The sequence below is a fragment of the Siccirubricoccus deserti genome (genome assembly GCF_014283215.1).
In the GTDB taxonomy this organism is placed as follows: domain Bacteria; phylum Pseudomonadota; class Alphaproteobacteria; order Acetobacterales; family Acetobacteraceae; genus Siccirubricoccus; species Siccirubricoccus deserti.
In genome coordinates this window covers 22,085-38,399 of sequence record NZ_JACOMF010000035.1, presented here as the reverse complement: position 1 = coordinate 38,399, position 16,315 = coordinate 22,085, and the positions used below count along the sequence as shown (strand labels likewise).

The following is a 16,315-nucleotide window of genomic DNA, read 5'->3' as shown; positions in this document are numbered from 1 at the left end:
CGGTGCAGGACATCACCTACGTCCTGTCCAAGCTGCTCTGGCTGCCGGCCCGGCCGGGCACCGCGGCGCTGCTGCTGGCCATCCTCGGCCTCGCGCTGATGTGGCGCGGCCGGCGCTGGGGGCGCTGGCCGCTGCTGGCGGGGCTCGGATTCTACGTCGCGCTGCTGGCGCTGCCGCTGCACCAATGGGTGCAGTTGCCCCTTGAGGAGCGTTTCCCGCGCCCCGCCACCGAGCCGGCCCATATCGACGGCATCGTCGTCCTCGGCGGCGCGGTGGAGCAGAACCTGACCGAGGCGCGCGGCCTGCCGGCGCTGAACGGCGCGGCGGAGCGGATGACCGAGCCGGTCGCCCTGCTGCGCCGCCACCCGGAGGCGAAGCTGCTGTTCACCGGCGGCCAGGGCTCCCTGCTGCATGGCGGGATGACCGAGGCCGATGTTGCCCGCGAGCTTTGGCTGAGCCTCGGCGTCCCGGCCGACCGCATCATCCTGGAGACTGCGGCGCGCAACACCCATGAGAATGCCGTCCTCAGCCTGGCGCTGGCCGCACCGAAGCCGGGCGAGACCTGGCTGCTGGTGACCTCCGCCAGCCACATGCCGCGGTCGATGGGGGTGTTCCGCCATGCCGGCTGGCAGATCACCCCCTGGCCGGTGAACTACCGTACCGGGCATACCGTTGCGGTCTGGTACGATGCCTCCTTCCCGGTCCGGCTGGGAGAGTTCGAATGGGGGCTGAAGGAATGGATCGGGTTGCTGGCCTATCGGCTGATGGGGCGGACCGGGGCGGTGTTCCCGGCGCCCTGAAGGCCGCGTGGGTTGCACGCCGCCGCCACGTATCACCCGGGCAGAGCCCATGGCGCATTCCCTCACCCTCCCCTCCTGGTGCCGCGCGGCGGCCGCCACCCCGGCACGCACCGCGCGGCTGATGGATCTCGCCGGCGCCACGGATGCCGCGCTGATGCAGGCGGCCGCGGCGGGCGACCGCACCGCCTTCGCCGAGCTGGTCGGCCGGCATGGCGAGCGGGCGCTGCGCCTCGCTCTCCGGGTGCTGGGCGACAGCCCGGGCGCCCGCGACGAGGCCGAGGATGTGGCGCAGGAGGCCTTCCTCCGCGCCTGGCAGGCCGCGGCCGGCTTCGACCCGGAGCGCGCCCGCTTCACCACCTGGCTGCACCGGATCGTGCTGAACTTGGCGATCGACCGGGCCCGCCGCCGCGCCACCGCCGGCCCTGCCCTGGGGCCGGAGGTGCTGGCGGAATGGCCCGACCCCGCTCCCGGGCCGGAGGAGCAGGCCGCGACTGCGGAGCGCGCCGCCACGCTGCACGCTGCCCTGGCCACCTTGCCGGCGAAGCACCGCGCCGCCATCGCCCTCGCCTATGAGGATGGGCTGAGCGGGGCCGAGGCCGCCGCCGCCCTCGATGTCTCCGAACGCGCGCTGGAAGGGCTGCTGCGCCGTGCCCGCCAGGCCCTGCGCGCCCTGCTGGAAGGCAAGCCATGACCCCCGAGCGCTTTGCCGAATTGCTCGACCGCCGCGGCCCGGCCCTGGCGCGCTGGCCGGCGGCCGACCGCGCCGCCGCCGAGGCGCTGCTGGCCGGCAGCCCCGCCGCCCGCGCCGCCCTGGCCGAGGCCCGGGCGCTGGATGCGGCGCTGCGCGGCGCGCTGCCGCGGCCCGATCCCGCTGCCCTGGCCCGGCTGCAGGACCGCATCGCCCGCAGCATCGCCCGCGCGCCGCTGCCGGCCCCATCCGGGCTGCTGGCCCGGCTGCGTGCCGCGCTGCACCCGGCGGCGCCGGCCGGCTGGGGGGCGCTGGTGGCGGTCGCCACCTGCGCGCTCTGGCTCGGCCTCGCCGGCGTGCCGCGCGCGGCGGTGGATCCGCTCGGGCCGTTGCTGACCCTGCCGCTGGCTGGCGAATCGCTCTGATGCGCAGATTCAGGTGGATGGCGGGGCTGCTCGGGGCCTCGGTGGTGCTGAACCTCGTATTGGGCTGGCTGGTGCTCGCCACGCCGACGCCGCGCGAACACCGCGGCCGCGGCTTCGACCGCATGGTAGCGCGGATCGAGGCCTCGCTGCCCGAGGCCGACCGGCCGGTGTTCCGCGGCGTGCTGGACCGGGAGCGGGAAGGCTACGCCGGCGCCCTGGCGGCGCTGCGCGCCGCCCGCGCCGAAGTCGATGCGGCGATGACCCGCGACCCCTTCGACCCGGAGGTGCTGCGCCTCGCGATGACCCGCTGGTCGGAGCGCTGGACCGGTTTCAACGCCATCTTCACCGAAACCCTGGTGCACGCCATGGCCGAGGTCTCGCCCGAGGGCCGCGCGCGCATCGCGGCCTCCCAGCCACCCGTTCGCTGAGCATGGCGGCATTCCCGGGATGGGCGGCGCTGGCCGGCGCCGCGGTGCTGCTCGGCGGCTGCAGCTGGCTGACGCCGGGCGCCACCACCTCCGGCATCGGCCTGCCGGCCCGGCTGGCCGCCGCCGATGCCGCCGCGCCGGTGCAATGGCCGGACCCGCTCTGGTGGCGCGGCTTCGGCGCGCCGGAGCTGGACGGGCTGATGGCCGAGGCGATGGCCGCCAACACCGACATCGCCGCCGCCGAGGCCCGCATCCGCCAGGCCGATGCGCAGGTGCGGATCACCGGCGCGGCGCTGCTGCCGAGCATCGACCTCACCGCCCAGGCGCTGCGGCAGCAGAGCGGCGGCGCCAGCGCCGCCAGCATCACCGGCGTCGGCCGCACCACCAGCATCCGCGTCTCCTCCAGCGACCGGCTGGCGCTCTCGGCCAGCTACGAGATCGATTTCTGGGGTAAGAACCGGGCGGCGACGGAAGCGGCGCAGCAGGCCGCCAGCGCCAGCCGGTTCAGCGCCGGGACCATCACGCTGACCACCCAGGCCGCGGTCGCCAACACCTATTTCGCCATGCTCGCGGCGCAGGACCAACTGGCGCTGCAGCAGCAGAACCTCGAGATCGCCGGGCGGGTGCTGCGGGTGATCCGCGACCGGGTCTCGGTCGGCACCGCGACCGGCCTCGACCTGGCGCAGCAGGAGACGGTGCTGGCGCAGCAGCAGGCGCAGGTGCCACCGCTGCAGCAACTGGTGGAGCAGAACCGCAATTCACTCGGCACGCTGGTGGCGCGGCCGCCGCAGACCATCAGGGTGGCGGGCGGGGTGTTCAACCGGCTGGCGGTGCCGCGCGTCGCCCCCGGCCTGCCGGCCGAGGTGCTGGCGCGGCGGCCGGACGTGCTGACCGCCGAAGCCGACCTCGCCGCCGCCCAGGCCAATGTGGTGGCGGCGCGGGCCCAGCTGCTGCCCTCCATCACGCTGACCGGTTCCGGCGGCTTCACCAGCCTGGCGCTTGAGAACCTGCTGCGGCCGGGCTCGGTGGTCTTCAACATCGCCGCCGGGCTGACTCAGCCGATTTTCCAGGGCGGTGCGCTGCGCGGCCAGGTGCGGATCAGCGAGGCGCGGGCGGAGGAGCTGCTGGCGACCTACCGCGGTGCCATCCTGGCCGCCCTGGTCGATACCGAGAACGCCCTGGTGGCGCTGCGCCAGACCACGGAGCAGGAACGGTTGCAGGCGGCGGCGGTACGGATGGCGGAGCGGGCCTATGCGATCTCCGAGGCGCAGCTCAACGCCGGCACCATCGACCTCGTCACCCTGCTCAACACCCAGCAGACCCTGTTCTCCGCCCGCAATACCCTGGCCCAGGCACGGCTGGCGCGGCTGCAATCGGCGGTCGGGCTGTTCCGCGCCCTGGGCGGGGGGTGGGGGATGCCGTGAGCCGCCCCATATCCTGCGCACCGCCCTGGTGTGGGCCGGCGGCGCGGGCCGCGTATCAATTCCACCTGCCAGCAAGGTCGATCCTGCATCCATGCGCCGCCGCTTCCTCATCCTGATCGCCCTGCTGGTCCTCGCCGGCGGCGGAGCCGGCGCCTGGTGGTGGTTCACCCGGCAGGCTGCGGCGCCCGCCCCCCAGGCGGAGCAGCGCGGCCGGCGCGGCGGCCCCGGCATGGGCGGGCCGGTGCCGGTCACCATCACCGCGGCGCGGCGGCAGGACGTGCCGCTGATGCTGGATGCCATCGGCACGGTGCAGGCCTTCAACACCATCACCGTGCGCGCCCAGGTGGATGGCCAGCTGATCGAGATCGGCTTCACCGAGGGGCAGATGGTCAGGCGCGGCGAGGTGCTGGCGCGGATCGACCCGCGCAGCTACCAGGCGCAGCTCGACCAGGCGCTGGCGAAGAAGGCGCAGGACGAGGCGCTGCTGGCCAATGCAAGGCTCGATTTGCAGCGCTACACCCAGCTTGCCGCCAATGCCGGCGTCTCCCGCCAGCAGCAGGACACCCAGCGGTCGACGGTCGCGCAATACGAGGCCCAGGTGGCGGCCGACCAGGCGGCGATCGACCAGGCGCGGACCCAGCTCTCCTTCACCACCATCCGGTCGCCGATCGACGGCAGGGTCGGGCTGCGGCTGGTGGACCAGGGCAATCTGGTGCGCTCGGGCGACGCCACCGGCATTGTCACCGTCTCCCAATTACAGCCGATCGCGGTGACCTTCACCTTGCCGCAGCAGGAGGTGCCGCGGGTGCTGGAAGCGCTGTCGCGTGGCCCGGTGCCGGTGCGCGCGCAGCGCCCCGGCGGCACCGCCGACGGCGAGCTGCTGACCCTCGACAACGCGGTCGATCCGCAGACCGGCACCATCAAGCTGAAGGCGATCTTCCCCAATGACGACGGGAAGCTCTGGCCCGGCGCCTTCGTCACCGTGCGGCTGCAGGTGGAGACGGTGCCCGATGTCACCACCATTCCGCTGGTGGCAGTGCAGCGTGGGCCGGAGGGCGCCTTCGCCTTCGTCCTCAAGCCCGACCGCACGGTGGAGCAGCGGATGCTGCAGCTCGGCCCGCTGACCGCCACCGAGGCGGTGGTGCGCCAGGGGGTAGCGGCCGGGGAGCGGGTGGTAACCTCGGGCGGGTTGCGGCTGACGCCCGGCACCGCCGTTGCGGTCAGCGAGGATGGCGCGCCGGTGGCCCCGCCGGAGCCCGGCCAGCGCCGCCTGCGGCCGCGCCAGGCGGCCGACGCGCGGCCGTGAGCACGCCCGCCGGCCTCGGGCGGCCGCGGACCGGCCCATGAACATCTCCGCCCCTTTCATTGCCCGCCCGGTCGCCACCATGCTGCTGTCGATCGCGGTGCTGCTGGCCGGCGCCTTCGGCTATCTGCGCCTGCCGGTTTCCGCCCTGCCGGAGGTGGATTTCCCGACCATCGAGGTGACGACGCAGCTGCCCGGCGCCTCGCCGGAGACGGTGGCGCTGCTGGTCACCGCCTCATTGGAACGGCAACTGGCGCAGATCGCCGGGCTCACCGACATCGTCTCCACCAGTGGGCCGGGCACCAGCCGGATCACCCTGCAATTCACCCTCGACCGCAACATCGACGATGCGGCGCAGGATGTGCAGGCGGCGATCAACGCGGCGCGCGGCACCCTGCCCGCCTCCCTGCCCTACCCGCCGACCTACGCCAAGGTGAACCCGGCCGATCCGCCGATCATCACCCTGGCGCTGACCTCCGACACCCTGCCGATCCATCGCCTCTCGGATGCTGCGGATTCGCTGCTGGCGCAGCGGCTGAGCCAGGTGAGCGGCGTCGGCCGGGTTATCGTACAGGGCAACATGCGGCCCGCGGTGCGGGTGCAGGCCGACCCGACCCGGCTGGCGGCCTACGGGCTGTCGCTGGAGGATGTCCGCACCGCCATCGCCGCCGGCAACGTCAACACCCCGAAGGGCAGCATCGACGGGCCGCGCCAGGCCAGCGCGATCATGGCCAATGACCAGATCCGCTCGCCCGAGGCCTTTTCCGAGCTGATCATCACCTGGCGCAATGGCGCGCCGGTGCGGCTGAGGGACATCGGCGGCGCGGTGCTCGACCTGGAGAACGTGCTGAACGGTGCCTGGTACAACGGCGCGCCGGCGGTGCTGGTGGATGTGCAGCGCCAGCCCGGCGCCAATATCGTCGGCGCGGTGCGCGATGTGCGGGCGCAGCTGGCGATGCTGGAACGCGCCCTGCCGCAGGGCGCCCGACTGCATGTCGTCGCCGACCGCACCGAGACCATCCGCGCCTCGGTCCATGACGTGCAGTTCACCCTGGCGCTGGCGGTCTTCCTGGTGGTCGCGGTGATCTGGCTGTTCCTGCGCAGCGGCAGGGCGACGGTGATCGCGGGTGTCGCCCTGCCGCTGTCGATCATCGGCACCTTCGGCGTGATGGCGGTCTGCGGCTTCTCGCTCAACAACCTGTCGCTGATGGCGCTGACCATCGCGACCGGCTTCGTCGTCGACGACGCCATCGTCATGATCGAGAACATCGTCCGGCTGATCGAGGGCGGGAAGAAGCCACTCCAGGCCGCCTTCGAGGGAGCCCGGCAGATCGGCTTCACCGTGGTTTCGCTGACCGTCTCCCTGGTCGCGGTGTTCATCCCGCTGCTGTTCATGCCGGGGGTGGTGGGGCGGCTGTTCCAGGAATTCGCCCTGACCCTGACCATCGCCGTCACCGTCTCGATGTTCGTCTCGCTGACCCTGACGCCGATGATGTGCGCCCGGCTCCTGCGCCCGGCCGACACCGTCTCCACCAGCCGCATCGGCGCCGCCTTCGAGCGCGGCTTCGACCGGCTGCGCGACGGCTACGCCCGCAGCCTTCACCTGGCGCTGCGGCATGAGGGGCTGATGCTGCTGCTGGCGACCCTGACCGTCGCCGGCACCGTCGCGCTCTACGTCGTCATGCCGAAGGGCTTCCTGCCGCAGCAGGACACCGGCCTCATCGTCGCCTCGGTGGAGGGACCGGACGATGTCTCCTTCGGTCGCATGGCGGAGCTGCAACGCCAGGTGGCCGAGGTGATCCGCAGCGACCCGGCGGTGGCGGCCGTCACCTCGGTGGTCGGCGCCGGCGTCGTCAACCCGGCCTCGAACACCGGCCGCGTCACCGCGGTGCTGGTTCCGCGCGACCTGCGGGCCGACAACGCGCATGACATCGCGCTCAGGCTGCAGCCGCGGCTGGACGCGCTCTCCGGCACCGTCGTGCAGCTGCAGCCGGTGCAGGACATCCAGATCGGCGCCCGCCCCGGCAGCACCGCATACCAGTACACGCTGATGGGGCCGGACCCGGCGGAGCTCGGCCGCTGGGCGCCACGGCTGGAAGCGCGGATGGCGGCGCTGCCGATCCTGCGCGACGTCGGCTCCGACCAGCGCGACGGCGGGCTGCGCGTCACCCTCGATGTCGACCGCGACCTCGCCGGCCGGCTCGGCGTCACCATGCAGGCGATCGACGACACGCTCTACAATGCCTTCGGCCAGCGCCAGATCAGCACCATCTACGCCCAGAACAACCAGTACCGCGTGGTGCTGGAGGCAACGCCTGGGGTGCGCGACGACCCGGCGATGATCGGCATGCTGCGGGTGCCGGCGACCGCCGGGCTGGCGGCGACGGCGCAGGGCACGCCGGTGCAGGCACCGGCCGGCACGCCGCAGGTGCCGCTGGCCGAGATCGCCCGCATCGGCCGCGCCGCCGGGCCGCTGACGGTGACCAAGCAGGGGCAGTTCCCCGCCATCACCCTCGGCTTCGACCTCGCCCCCGGTGCCTCGCTGGGCGAGGCCGTCGCCGCCATCCGCGCCGCCGAGGCCGAACTCGGCATGCCGGCGACCATCGCCGGCAGCTTCGCCGGCGACGCCGCAGAATTCCAGCGCTCGCTCCGCGGCGAGCCCTGGCTGATCCTGGCCGCGCTCATCGTCATCTACATCGTGCTCGGCGTGCTCTACGAGAGCGTGATCCACCCGGTCACCATCATCTCGACCCTGCCCTCGGCCGGCATCGGCGCGCTGCTGGCGCTGCGGCTGTTCGACCTCGACCTTTCGGTGGTCGGGCTGATCGGCATCGTTCTGCTGATGGGCATCGTCAAGAAGAACGCAATCATGATGATCGACTTCGCGCTGGAGGCGCAGCGCGACCACGGCCGCACCCCGCGCGAGGCGATCACCGAGGCCAGCATCCTGCGCTTCCGCCCGATCATGATGACCACCATGGCGGCGCTGCTGGGCGCGCTGCCGCTGGTGCTGGAAAGCGGCACGGGGTCCGAGCTGCGGCTGCCGCTCGGCGTCTCGGTGGTCGGCGGGCTGCTGCTGAGCCAGGTGATCACCCTCTACACCACCCCGGTGGTCTATCTGGCGATGGAGCAGCTGCGCGAGAGGGCGCGGCGGCTGGCGCGGCGGCCGCGGCCGGTGGCGGCGGAATAGCGTGTCGATCAGCGAGCCCTTCATCCGGCGACCGATCGGCACGGCGCTGCTGGCGCTGGGGATGGCGCTGGCCGGGCTGGTCGCCTATCTGCACCTGCCGATCGCGCCGCTGCCGCGGGTCGACCTGCCGACCATCGTGGTCTGGGCCAGCCAGCCGGGCGCCGATCCCGCCACCATGGCGGCCTCCGTCGCGGCGCCGCTGGAACGGCGGATCGGCGCCATCGCCGGGGTGACGGAGATGACCTCCTCCTCCTCCCTCGGCAGCATGTGGATGGTGGTGCAATTCGACCTGTCGCGCGACGTGGAGGGCGCGGCGCGGGACATCCAGGGCGCGATCAACGCCGCCGGCACCGACCTGCCCGCCGGCCTGCCCTCGCCACCCAGCTTCCGCAAGGCCAATCCCGGTGACGCGCCGGTGCTGATCATGGCGATGTCCTCGGAGACCGCGAGCCCGGGCGCGGTCTATGACGCGGCGGACAGCCTGGTGGCGCCGCGCCTCGCCCAGGTGCCCGGCGTCGCCCAGGTGCAGATCCAGGGCGCCGAGCAGCCGGCGGTACGGGTCACCATCAACCCGCCCGCCGCCCGCGCCGCCGGGGTGAGCATGGAGGCGGTGCGCCAGGCCATCACCCAGGCCAATGTCACCCAGCCTACCGGGCTGATCGACGGCCCCGACCAGGCCGCCGCCGTCACCGTCAACGACCGGCTGCTCTCGGCCGAGGAGTTCGGCCAAATCATCGTCCGCCGCCAGGCGGATGGCGCCATCGTCCGGATCAACTCCATCGGCCGGGTCGCGCTGGACGTACGCGACCGCCGCCAGGGCGGCTCGGTGGACGGCCGGCCCGCGGTGCTGATGGTCATCTTCAAGCAGGCCGACGCCAATGTGCTGGAGGTGGTGGATGGCATCCAGGCGCTGCTGCCGGAGGTCCGCCGCTGGCTGCCGGGCGGCGTCGAGATCCGTACCATCCGCGACCGCTCGGAGACCATCCGCGCCAGCGTGCACGAGGTGCAGACCACGCTGCTGATCTCGATCGCGCTGGTCATCATGGTGGTGGCGCTGTTCCTCCGCCGCACCTCCTCGGTGGTCGCCGCCGGCGCGGCGGTGCCGCTCTCGCTGCTCGGCACCCTGGCGGTGATGTGGCTGCTCGGCTACTCGCTCAACAACCTGTCGCTGATGGCGCTGACCATCTCGGTCGGCTTCGTGGTCGACGACGCCATCGTCATGATCGAGAACATGGCGCGGCTGATGGAGCGCGGCATGAAGCCGATGCAGGCGGCGCTGGAGGGCGCCCGGCAGATCGGCTTCACGGTCGTCTCCATTACCGTCTCATTGATCGCGGTCTTCATCCCGCTGCTGTTCATGGGCGGCATCATCGGCCGGATGTTCCGCGAATTCTCGGCCACTCTCGCCATCGCCGTGGCGATCTCCGGCGTGGTGTCGCTGACCCTGACGCCGATGCTGGCGGCGCATCTGGCGCGCGCCGAGCCACCGCCGCCGGGCCGCCTCTCGCGCGGGATCGACGCGGCGATGGAGCGGCTGACCCGCGGCTATCTCTGGAGCCTCGGCTATGTGCTGCGGGTGCGAAGACTGATGCTGGTGGCGACCATCGGCCTCGTCGGCGTCACCGTCTGGCTCTATATGATCGTGCCCAAGGGCTTCTTCCCGGAGCAGGACACCGGGCTGATCATCGCGGCGACCCGCGCCGCGCCGGATACCTCCTTCCAGACCATGCTGCAGTTGCAGGAACGCGTGGTGGAGGTGATGCGGCGCGACCCGGCGATCGCCAGCATCGCCTCCTCGGTCGGGTCCGGCAACGGCAGCGTCTCGGTCAGCACCGGGCGGGTTTTCATCAGCCTGAAGCCGCTGGCGGAGCGCGATAACGTCACCGCGGCGCAGGTGATCGACCGGCTGCGCCGGCCGCTGTCCACCATACCCGGCATCCAGACCTTCCTGCGCGCGGTGCAGGATGTCGCGATCGGCGGCCGCGCCGGCAATGCGCAATTCCAGTTCGTGCTGCTCTCGCCCGACCTCGAGGGCCTCGCCACTTGGTCGGAGCCGCTGGTGCAGCGGCTGCGCGAACTGCCGGGCATCAACGACGTCAACTCCGACCAGCAGCGGGCCGGCCTCGTCACCCGGCTGGTGATCGACCGCGACGCGGCGGCGCGGCTCGGCGTCAGCGCCCAGGCCGTGACGGCGGCGCTCAACAGTTCCTTCTCCCAGCGCCAGGTCTCGATCATCTACCGCAGCCGCAACCAGTACCGGGTGATCCTGGAGATCGAGCCCTCGCTGGCTCAGCACCCGGAGCAGGTGGACAACATCTACGTCTCCGGCAGCGGCGGCATTCAGGTGCCGCTGTCGAGCCTCGTCACCCTGGAGGCGACCTCGGCGCCGGTCTCGGTCTCTCACCAGGGGCAGTATCCGGCGGCGACCATCACCTTCAATCTGGCGCCGGGCATGAGCCTCGGCGAGGCGACGGCGCTGGTCGAGCGGGCGGCGGCCGACATCGGGCTGCCCGACGGCATGCGCACCGAATTCGCCGGCAACGCCCGCGCCTTCCAGTCCTTCACCCAGGGCCAGCCGCTGCTGATCCTGGCGGCGCTGCTGTCCATCTACATCGTGCTCGGCGTGCTCTACGAGCATTTGCTGCACCCGATCACCATCATCTCCACCCTGCCGACCGCCGGCATCGGTGCGCTGCTGGCGCTGCTGGCGACCGGTACGCCCTTCGGCGTGCTGTCGCTGATCGGCGTGATTTTGCTGATGGGCATCGTCAAGAAGAACGCCATCATGCTGGTGGATTTCGCGCTGGAGCATGAGCGCACCGAGGGCATCGGCGGGGTCGAGGCCATCCTCGCCGCCTGCCGGGAGCGCTTCCGGCCGATCCTGATGACGACGCTGGCCGCGGTGTTCGGCGCGGTGCCGCTGGTGGTCGCCTCCGGCGCGGGGTCGGAGCTGCGCCAGCCGCTCGGCATCGCCATCATCGGCGGGCTGCTGCTGTCGCAGTTGCTGACGCTCTACACCACGCCGGTGGTCTATCTGGCGCTCGACCGCAAGCCGGGCCGCAAGCTGGCCGCCAGGCTGGCACCGGCGGAGTAGAACGACCCGCGGGCTGATGCGACCGTGGTCGCCAGCGGATTCGTGCCACAGGATCATGACGAGATCGCGAGAGCGGGCGGCGGCGTCCCGAGCCAGGTAACCGCGCTCGTCCGACCGCCGAAGCAGCGGGGGTGAACGGAGGAACACCACCATGATCAGCAGGAATCTTCTCGTCGCTGCCTTCGCCCTCGCCGCCGGCACCGCCTTCGCGCAGACCGCGCCGGCGCCGATGCAGCCCGGGCAGCGCATGCAGACCAGCGCCGCGATCGGCGAGCGCACCGTGCGCCAGGTGATGATCAGCGAGGGCGGCGGCGGCCTGACCATCGTCTACGACATGGCGCCGGGTCAGCCACAGTCACAGCGCGTGCTGCGGCTGGAGAACGTCAATGGCATGCTGGAGGTGATCTACGATACCGCAACGCCGACGATGCCGCTTTCGAGCGGCGGCACGCCACGCCTGGTGCAGCGCGGCGGCGGCATGTACAGCGTCGAATACGACCGCTGACGCCCGGAGCGTGACGCCGCTCCGCAGGCAACGGGCGGTGGTGCCGGTACGGCACCACCTGGTCGGCGCACGGGACCCGGGTTGCCGGATGATATCCTGCAGCGTGCTTCGGGGCGACGCCGGCCAGTGATAGCGGCCACGCCGGCGTTGATCCGCGCGCCGGGCCAGGGCCTAATGGCGGCATGGCGGGCCGCAAGCGGCCCGCGAAACCTCCGGACTCCGGTCCTGAAGGAGCCGCCAATGGCCCATCCGCTCGAGTTCATCGGCATGATTTCGCATCGTGCGCAGTCGGAGATCCATCCGCCGCAGGGTCCGGTCATCGACCCGGACTACGTCCGCCGCTTCGCCCAGGCGCATGAGGCGGCGGGGTTCGACCGCATCCTGGTGGCCTGGGGCAGCACCTCCCCGGATGCGCTGCTGGTGGCGAGCCATGCCGCGGCGGCGACCTCGCGCATCGGCTTCATGGTGGCGCACCGGCCGGGCTTCATCGCCCCGACCCTGGCGGCCCGGCAATTCGCCACCTTCGACCAGCTCTCCGGCGGCCGCGCCGCGGTCCATGTCATCAGCGGCGGCAGCCCGCAGGATCAGAAGAAGGACGGCGACTACCTCTCGCATGACGAGCGCTACGCCCGTTCCGAGGAATACGCCGCGTTGCTGAAGCGGCTCTGGACCAGCACCACGCCCTTCGACCACCAGGGCACCTACTACCGCTTCGAGGGCGGCTTCTCCGAGGTGAAGCCGATGCGGAGCATCCCGGTGTTCTTCGGCGGCTCCTCCGATGTCGCCATCGACATCGCCGGGCGCATCGCCGATGTCTATGCCTTCTGGGGCGAGACGCTGGATCAGGCGCGCGAGACCATCGGCAAGGTCCGCGCCAGTGTCGCCCGGGCCGGGCGCGACCCGGCCTCCATCCGCTTCAGCCTGTCCTTCCGCCCGGTGCTGGCGGCGACCGAGGAGGCCGCCTGGACCCGCGCCCGCGGCATTCTCGAACGCATCCGGGAGATCCGCGGCGAGCGCTTCGGCAACGGCAGCGCCAAGTCGGAGAGCGTCGGCTCGCAACGGCTGCTGGCCGCTGCGGCGGGGGGCGCGGTGCGCGACACGCGGCTCTGGACCGAGGTCGCCGCCGCGGTCGGCGCCGGCGCTAACACCACCGCGCTGGTCGGCACGCCGGAGCAGGTGGCGGAAACGCTGGCGCAGTACCACGCCCTCGGCATCACCACCTTCCTGATCCGCGGCTTCGACCCGCTGGAGGATGCGGTGGCCTTCGGGCAGGAGCTGCTGCCGGCGACCCGCGCCGCCATCCACAATGCAGTGCCGGCCGCCGCCGAATAGGCCGCCTAACCCGCCGCCGGCAGTTCCAGCCGGGCGCGGAGCCCGCCGAGCCTGGTCCCGGGTGCCAGTACCAGCCGCCCGCCGTGCAGCCTCGCCAGATCATCGACGATGGCGAGGCCGAGGCCGGTCCCCGGCACCGACTCATCGAGCCGCACGCCGCGCCCGGTCGCCGGTTCCTGGCCCGCCGGCAGCCCCGGCCCGTCGTCCTCCACCTCCAGCACCGCCATCCGGCCTTCCGCTCCCAGCCGGATCTCGATGCGGTAGGCCGCCCATTTGCAGGCGTTCTCGATCAGGTTGCCGAGCATCTCGACCAGATCCTGCCGGTCGGCCCGCAGCCGCAGCCCGGAAAGGCCCTGCACGGCGATGGTCGCCCCACCCTCCCCCTGCAGCCGCCGCAGCGCTGCCGCCACCTCCTCCACCACCGCCCGCGCATCGACATTGCCGGTGGCGGCGCCAGCCAGGGCCGATGCCCGGGCGCGGGCCAGATGGTGGCGCAGGATGCGCTCGATCTCCCCGGCCTGGACCCGCGCCACCTCGGCGCCCGGTCCGCTGACCTGGTCCAGCGCATTGGTGAGCACCGCCGCCGGCGTCTTCAGCGCATGCGCCAGATTGCCGATATGCGCCCGCGCCCGCTCCACCGTTGCCCGGTTCTGGGCGATCAGCGCATCCACCTCCTCGACCAGCGGCGCGATCTCCGCCGGCGCGGCAAGGTTGAGGCGCTCACGCTCGCCTGCCCTGACCGCCGCCAGGGCGGCACGCGCCTCGCGCAGCGGCTGCATCGCCCAGACCACCTGGGCCGCCACCCCGGCGACCAGGCCGGTGCCGAGCAGGCCGAAGGCGAGCACAAGGCCGTGGCGCAGCCAGGCCAGCTCCCGTTCGGTCTCGGCGCGCGAGGCGGCCACCTGCACCAGCAGCGGCTGCGGCGTGTCCGGCAGCACGATCCGGCGTTCCAGCAGGCGGAGGCCCTCGCCGCGCGGTCCGGCCGCGTCGCGCGCCACCGGCCTTCCGGCCTCCTCTGCCTTGAGCGGCGGCGCTGGCAGGGCGGCGTCCCAGAGCGAGCGGGAGCGGGCCACCCCGCCCGGGCCGGTCACCTGCCAGTAGCGGCCGGACAGCGGCCGCTCGAACTCCGAATCGGGTGGCGAGCGGTCGAGCCGCGGCACCCCCGCAGGACCGATGGCAACCGCGGCGATGACGGCATCGAGCGTGGCCGAGAGCCGGGCATCCGCCGCCGCGACGATGGAGCGCCCGGCGAGGCCGGCGACGAACCAGCCGGTCAGCACCAGTCCCGCCGCGACCCAGAGTGCCGCCAGCAGCGCGACCCGCCGGGTCAGCGAGAAGGTGCCGCGCGGGCGGGTCACCCGCTGCCGGCCACCAGCCGATAGCCCTGGCCGCGCAGGGTCTCGATCAGCGCCCCGCCGAGCTTCTTGCGCAGCCGGGCGACGACCACCTCCAGCGTGTTGCTGTCGCGGTCGAAATCCTGGGCGTAGAGGTGCTCGGTCAGCTCGGTCTTCGAGACCGGCCGGCCGGCGTGATGCGCCAGATAGGCCAGCACGCCGTATTCCAGCGCGGTCAGCCGCACCACGGCGCCGGCCAGGGTGACGCTGCGCGCCGCGGTGTCGATGCGCAGCGGGCCGAGCCGGATCTCCGCCGAGGCCAGCCCGTGCGCGCGGCGGATCAGCGCCTGCAGCCGGGCGATCAGCTCGGCCATGATGAAGGGCTTGGCCAGGTAGTCGTCGGCGCCGGCGTTCAGCCCCTCCACCTTCTCGGTCCAGGCGTCGCGCGCCGTCAGGATCAGCACCGGCATGCGCCTTCCGGCCGCGCGCCAGCGCTTCAGCACCGACAACCCGTCAAGCTTCGGCAGGCCGAGGTCGAGCACCACCGCATCATAGGGCTCGGTTTCGCCGAGGAAGAGCGCCTCCTCGCCATCCGCGGCGGCATCCATCACGAAGCCGGCCTCGGCCAGCGCGGCGCGGAGCTGCGCCGCCAGCGCCGCGCTGTCCTCCACCACCAGCACCCGCATCAGCGCCGCTCCTGCACCGGCCCCTTGCTCTTCAGCAGCGCGGCGGTGGCGGCGTCAACCTCCAGCTCATAGACCCGGCCACTCGGCGGCAGCAGCTTGAACTCGTAGACCCAGCGGCCGTCCTCGCGGTCGAGTTCCACCTCGATCACTCGACCGATGTAGCGGCGCTCGACCTCGGCCAGGATCTCGGACAGCGGCCGGATCTCGCCGGCGGCAAGCGCCGCCCGGGCACGGTCCTGGTCGTCGCGCGCCGGCGCGGGCGCCGCCCGGAGGGCGGCCGCCATGCCACCGAGCAGGGTGAGGATGGTCCTACGCTGCATGGCGCCGGGATGCGCCCCCGAAGCTGAACCCAGGCTGAACGGCACGCTCAGCGAAGGTTCAGCCTCCCCTCGTCATGCTCCGCCACGAGAGACCGAGGGCGCTGCGAGCCATCGCCCCGGAGCGGATCGCCGGAAGGCCGGATGCCTGAAGGCGTGACTCCGCCCCGCAACAACAGCATGGAGATTGGCGGATGTTCGGCATGGACGATTCCCTGGTGCGGCTGGCGATGCTGATGGCGCTGGTGGGGCTGGTCCCCTCAGCCGTGGCCCTGGCTTCCGACCGGCGGGGCGAGGCAGGGCTGCAGCGGATCACCGGCGTGGTCGAGACGGTGGGGCGGGAGAGGATGCAGCTTCGGCGGGAGGATGACCGGCCAGTGCGGGTGGATGCCGAGGATTGTGCCATCCGCGCGGTGGCCGGCGAGACGGTGGAACTGCTCGGCCAGTGGGACAAGGACGGGGAGTTCGAGCCGCGGCGGATGATCCGCCCGGATGGCGCGGTGGTGACCTGCCGCGATACGCCCCTGGACCGGGACCGTCTGGCCCAGGTCGCGCCGGTGAATGCCGCCGCCGCCATCGCCGCGGCCGGGCGTGCCGGCTACGGCACGGTGACCGAGGTGGAGTGGCAGCACGGCGCCTGGCGGCTGCGGGCGCGGGATGCCTCGGGCATGCCGATGCGGCTGCTGGTGGATGGCTGGAGCGGGCAGGTCACCTCCTCGCCATGGCGCTGAGGCAGGCCCCGCCAGCCGGAGTGCCTCTGCCCGGCGTGGCCGCCCTCACCTTCACCCG

Annotated in this window: 14 protein-coding genes; 11 read left to right on the top strand and 3 right to left on the bottom strand. The window is 72.6% G+C overall.

Annotation, left to right across the window (positions count from 1 at the left end; genetic code table 11):
- The first annotated feature begins 2 nt into the window (after positions 1–2).
- From H7965_RS21145 to H7965_RS21100, 10 genes are all read left to right on the top strand, one after another.
- The gene (locus H7965_RS21145; protein WP_186772572.1) at positions 3–800 is read left to right on the top strand and encodes a YdcF family protein; all 798 of its coding nucleotides are present in this window, start codon (positions 3–5) and stop codon (positions 798–800) included.
- Positions 801–849: 49 nt separating this feature from the next.
- Positions 850–1,491: a sigma-70 family RNA polymerase sigma factor gene (locus H7965_RS21140; RefSeq protein ID WP_186772571.1), complete on the top strand. Its 642-nt coding sequence runs from the start codon at positions 850–852 to the stop codon at positions 1,489–1,491.
- Complete coding sequence (locus H7965_RS21135) at positions 1,488–1,913, top strand: hypothetical protein (RefSeq protein WP_186772570.1); 426 nt, start codon at positions 1,488–1,490, stop codon at positions 1,911–1,913. The genes H7965_RS21140 and H7965_RS21135 overlap by 4 nt, the downstream gene beginning before the upstream one ends.
- On the top strand, positions 1,913–2,341 hold the full coding sequence (locus tag H7965_RS21130; RefSeq protein WP_186772569.1) for a periplasmic heavy metal sensor: 429 nt from the start codon (positions 1,913–1,915) through the stop codon (positions 2,339–2,341). The genes H7965_RS21135 and H7965_RS21130 overlap by 1 nt, the downstream gene beginning before the upstream one ends.
- Positions 2,342–2,343: 2 nt before the next feature.
- Positions 2,344–3,765 (top strand): efflux transporter outer membrane subunit, encoded by a 1,422-nt coding sequence (locus H7965_RS21125; RefSeq protein ID WP_186772568.1) that lies wholly within the window; start codon positions 2,344–2,346, stop codon positions 3,763–3,765.
- Positions 3,766–3,856: 91 nt separating this feature from the next.
- Entirely contained in the window at positions 3,857–5,071 is a 1,215-nt protein-coding gene (locus tag H7965_RS21120) for an efflux RND transporter periplasmic adaptor subunit (RefSeq protein ID WP_186772567.1), read from the top strand.
- A gap of 37 nt (positions 5,072–5,108) precedes the next feature.
- Positions 5,109–8,258, top strand: coding sequence for an efflux RND transporter permease subunit (locus H7965_RS21115; RefSeq protein WP_186772566.1), 3,150 nt, complete (start codon positions 5,109–5,111; stop codon positions 8,256–8,258).
- 1 nt (position 8,259) lies between these two features.
- Complete coding sequence (locus H7965_RS21110; protein WP_186772565.1) at positions 8,260–11,352, top strand: efflux RND transporter permease subunit; 3,093 nt, start codon at positions 8,260–8,262, stop codon at positions 11,350–11,352.
- Positions 11,353–11,503: 151 nt separating this feature from the next.
- Positions 11,504–11,857 (top strand): hypothetical protein, encoded by a 354-nt coding sequence (locus tag H7965_RS21105; RefSeq protein WP_186772564.1) that lies wholly within the window; start codon positions 11,504–11,506, stop codon positions 11,855–11,857.
- 240 nt (positions 11,858–12,097) lie between these two features.
- Entirely contained in the window at positions 12,098–13,189 is a 1,092-nt protein-coding gene (locus H7965_RS21100) for an LLM class flavin-dependent oxidoreductase (RefSeq protein WP_186772563.1), read from the top strand.
- Between the two features lie 5 nt (positions 13,190–13,194).
- Here H7965_RS21100 and H7965_RS31795 read toward each other — a convergent pair whose 3' ends face one another.
- From H7965_RS31795 to H7965_RS21085, 3 genes are read right to left on the bottom strand one after another with little or no spacing between them, the layout of a single operon-like run.
- The gene (locus H7965_RS31795; protein WP_186772562.1) at positions 13,195–14,547 is read right to left on the bottom strand and encodes a sensor histidine kinase; all 1,353 of its coding nucleotides are present in this window, start codon (positions 14,545–14,547) and stop codon (positions 13,195–13,197) included.
- Positions 14,544–15,209, bottom strand: coding sequence for a response regulator transcription factor (locus H7965_RS21090; RefSeq protein WP_186772561.1), 666 nt, complete (start codon positions 15,207–15,209; stop codon positions 14,544–14,546). Before H7965_RS21090 ends, H7965_RS31795 begins: the two co-directional genes overlap by 4 nt.
- Positions 15,209–15,529, bottom strand: coding sequence for a PepSY domain-containing protein (locus tag H7965_RS21085; protein ID WP_186772560.1), 321 nt, complete (start codon positions 15,527–15,529; stop codon positions 15,209–15,211). Before H7965_RS21085 ends, H7965_RS21090 begins: the two co-directional genes overlap by 1 nt.
- A gap of 200 nt (positions 15,530–15,729) precedes the next feature.
- On the opposite strand from H7965_RS21085, the gene H7965_RS21080 reads away from it, so the two are divergent.
- Positions 15,730–16,257 (top strand): hypothetical protein, encoded by a 528-nt coding sequence (locus H7965_RS21080; protein WP_186772559.1) that lies wholly within the window; start codon positions 15,730–15,732, stop codon positions 16,255–16,257.
- Positions 16,258–16,315: the final 58 nt, after the last annotated feature.

Coding starts and splice junctions, on each gene's coding strand:
- H7965_RS21125 (WP_186772568.1), top strand. CDS start 2,344: ATGGCGGCATTCCCGGGATGGGCGGCGCTGGCCGGCGCCGCGGTGCTG.
- H7965_RS21105 (WP_186772564.1), top strand. CDS start 11,504: ATGATCAGCAGGAATCTTCTCGTCGCTGCCTTCGCCCTCGCCGCCGGC.
- H7965_RS21120 (WP_186772567.1), top strand. CDS start 3,857: ATGCGCCGCCGCTTCCTCATCCTGATCGCCCTGCTGGTCCTCGCCGGC.
- H7965_RS21140 (WP_186772571.1), top strand. CDS start 850: ATGGCGCATTCCCTCACCCTCCCCTCCTGGTGCCGCGCGGCGGCCGCC.
- H7965_RS21130 (WP_186772569.1), top strand. CDS start 1,913: ATGCGCAGATTCAGGTGGATGGCGGGGCTGCTCGGGGCCTCGGTGGTG.
- H7965_RS21100 (WP_186772563.1), top strand. CDS start 12,098: ATGGCCCATCCGCTCGAGTTCATCGGCATGATTTCGCATCGTGCGCAG.
- H7965_RS21090 (WP_186772561.1), bottom strand. CDS start 15,209: ATGCGGGTGCTGGTGGTGGAGGACAGCGCGGCGCTGGCGGCGCAGCTC.
- H7965_RS21115 (WP_186772566.1), top strand. CDS start 5,109: ATGAACATCTCCGCCCCTTTCATTGCCCGCCCGGTCGCCACCATGCTG.
- H7965_RS21085 (WP_186772560.1), bottom strand. CDS start 15,529: ATGCAGCGTAGGACCATCCTCACCCTGCTCGGTGGCATGGCGGCCGCC.
- H7965_RS21080 (WP_186772559.1), top strand. CDS start 15,730: ATGGACGATTCCCTGGTGCGGCTGGCGATGCTGATGGCGCTGGTGGGG.
- H7965_RS21135 (WP_186772570.1), top strand. CDS start 1,488: ATGACCCCCGAGCGCTTTGCCGAATTGCTCGACCGCCGCGGCCCGGCC.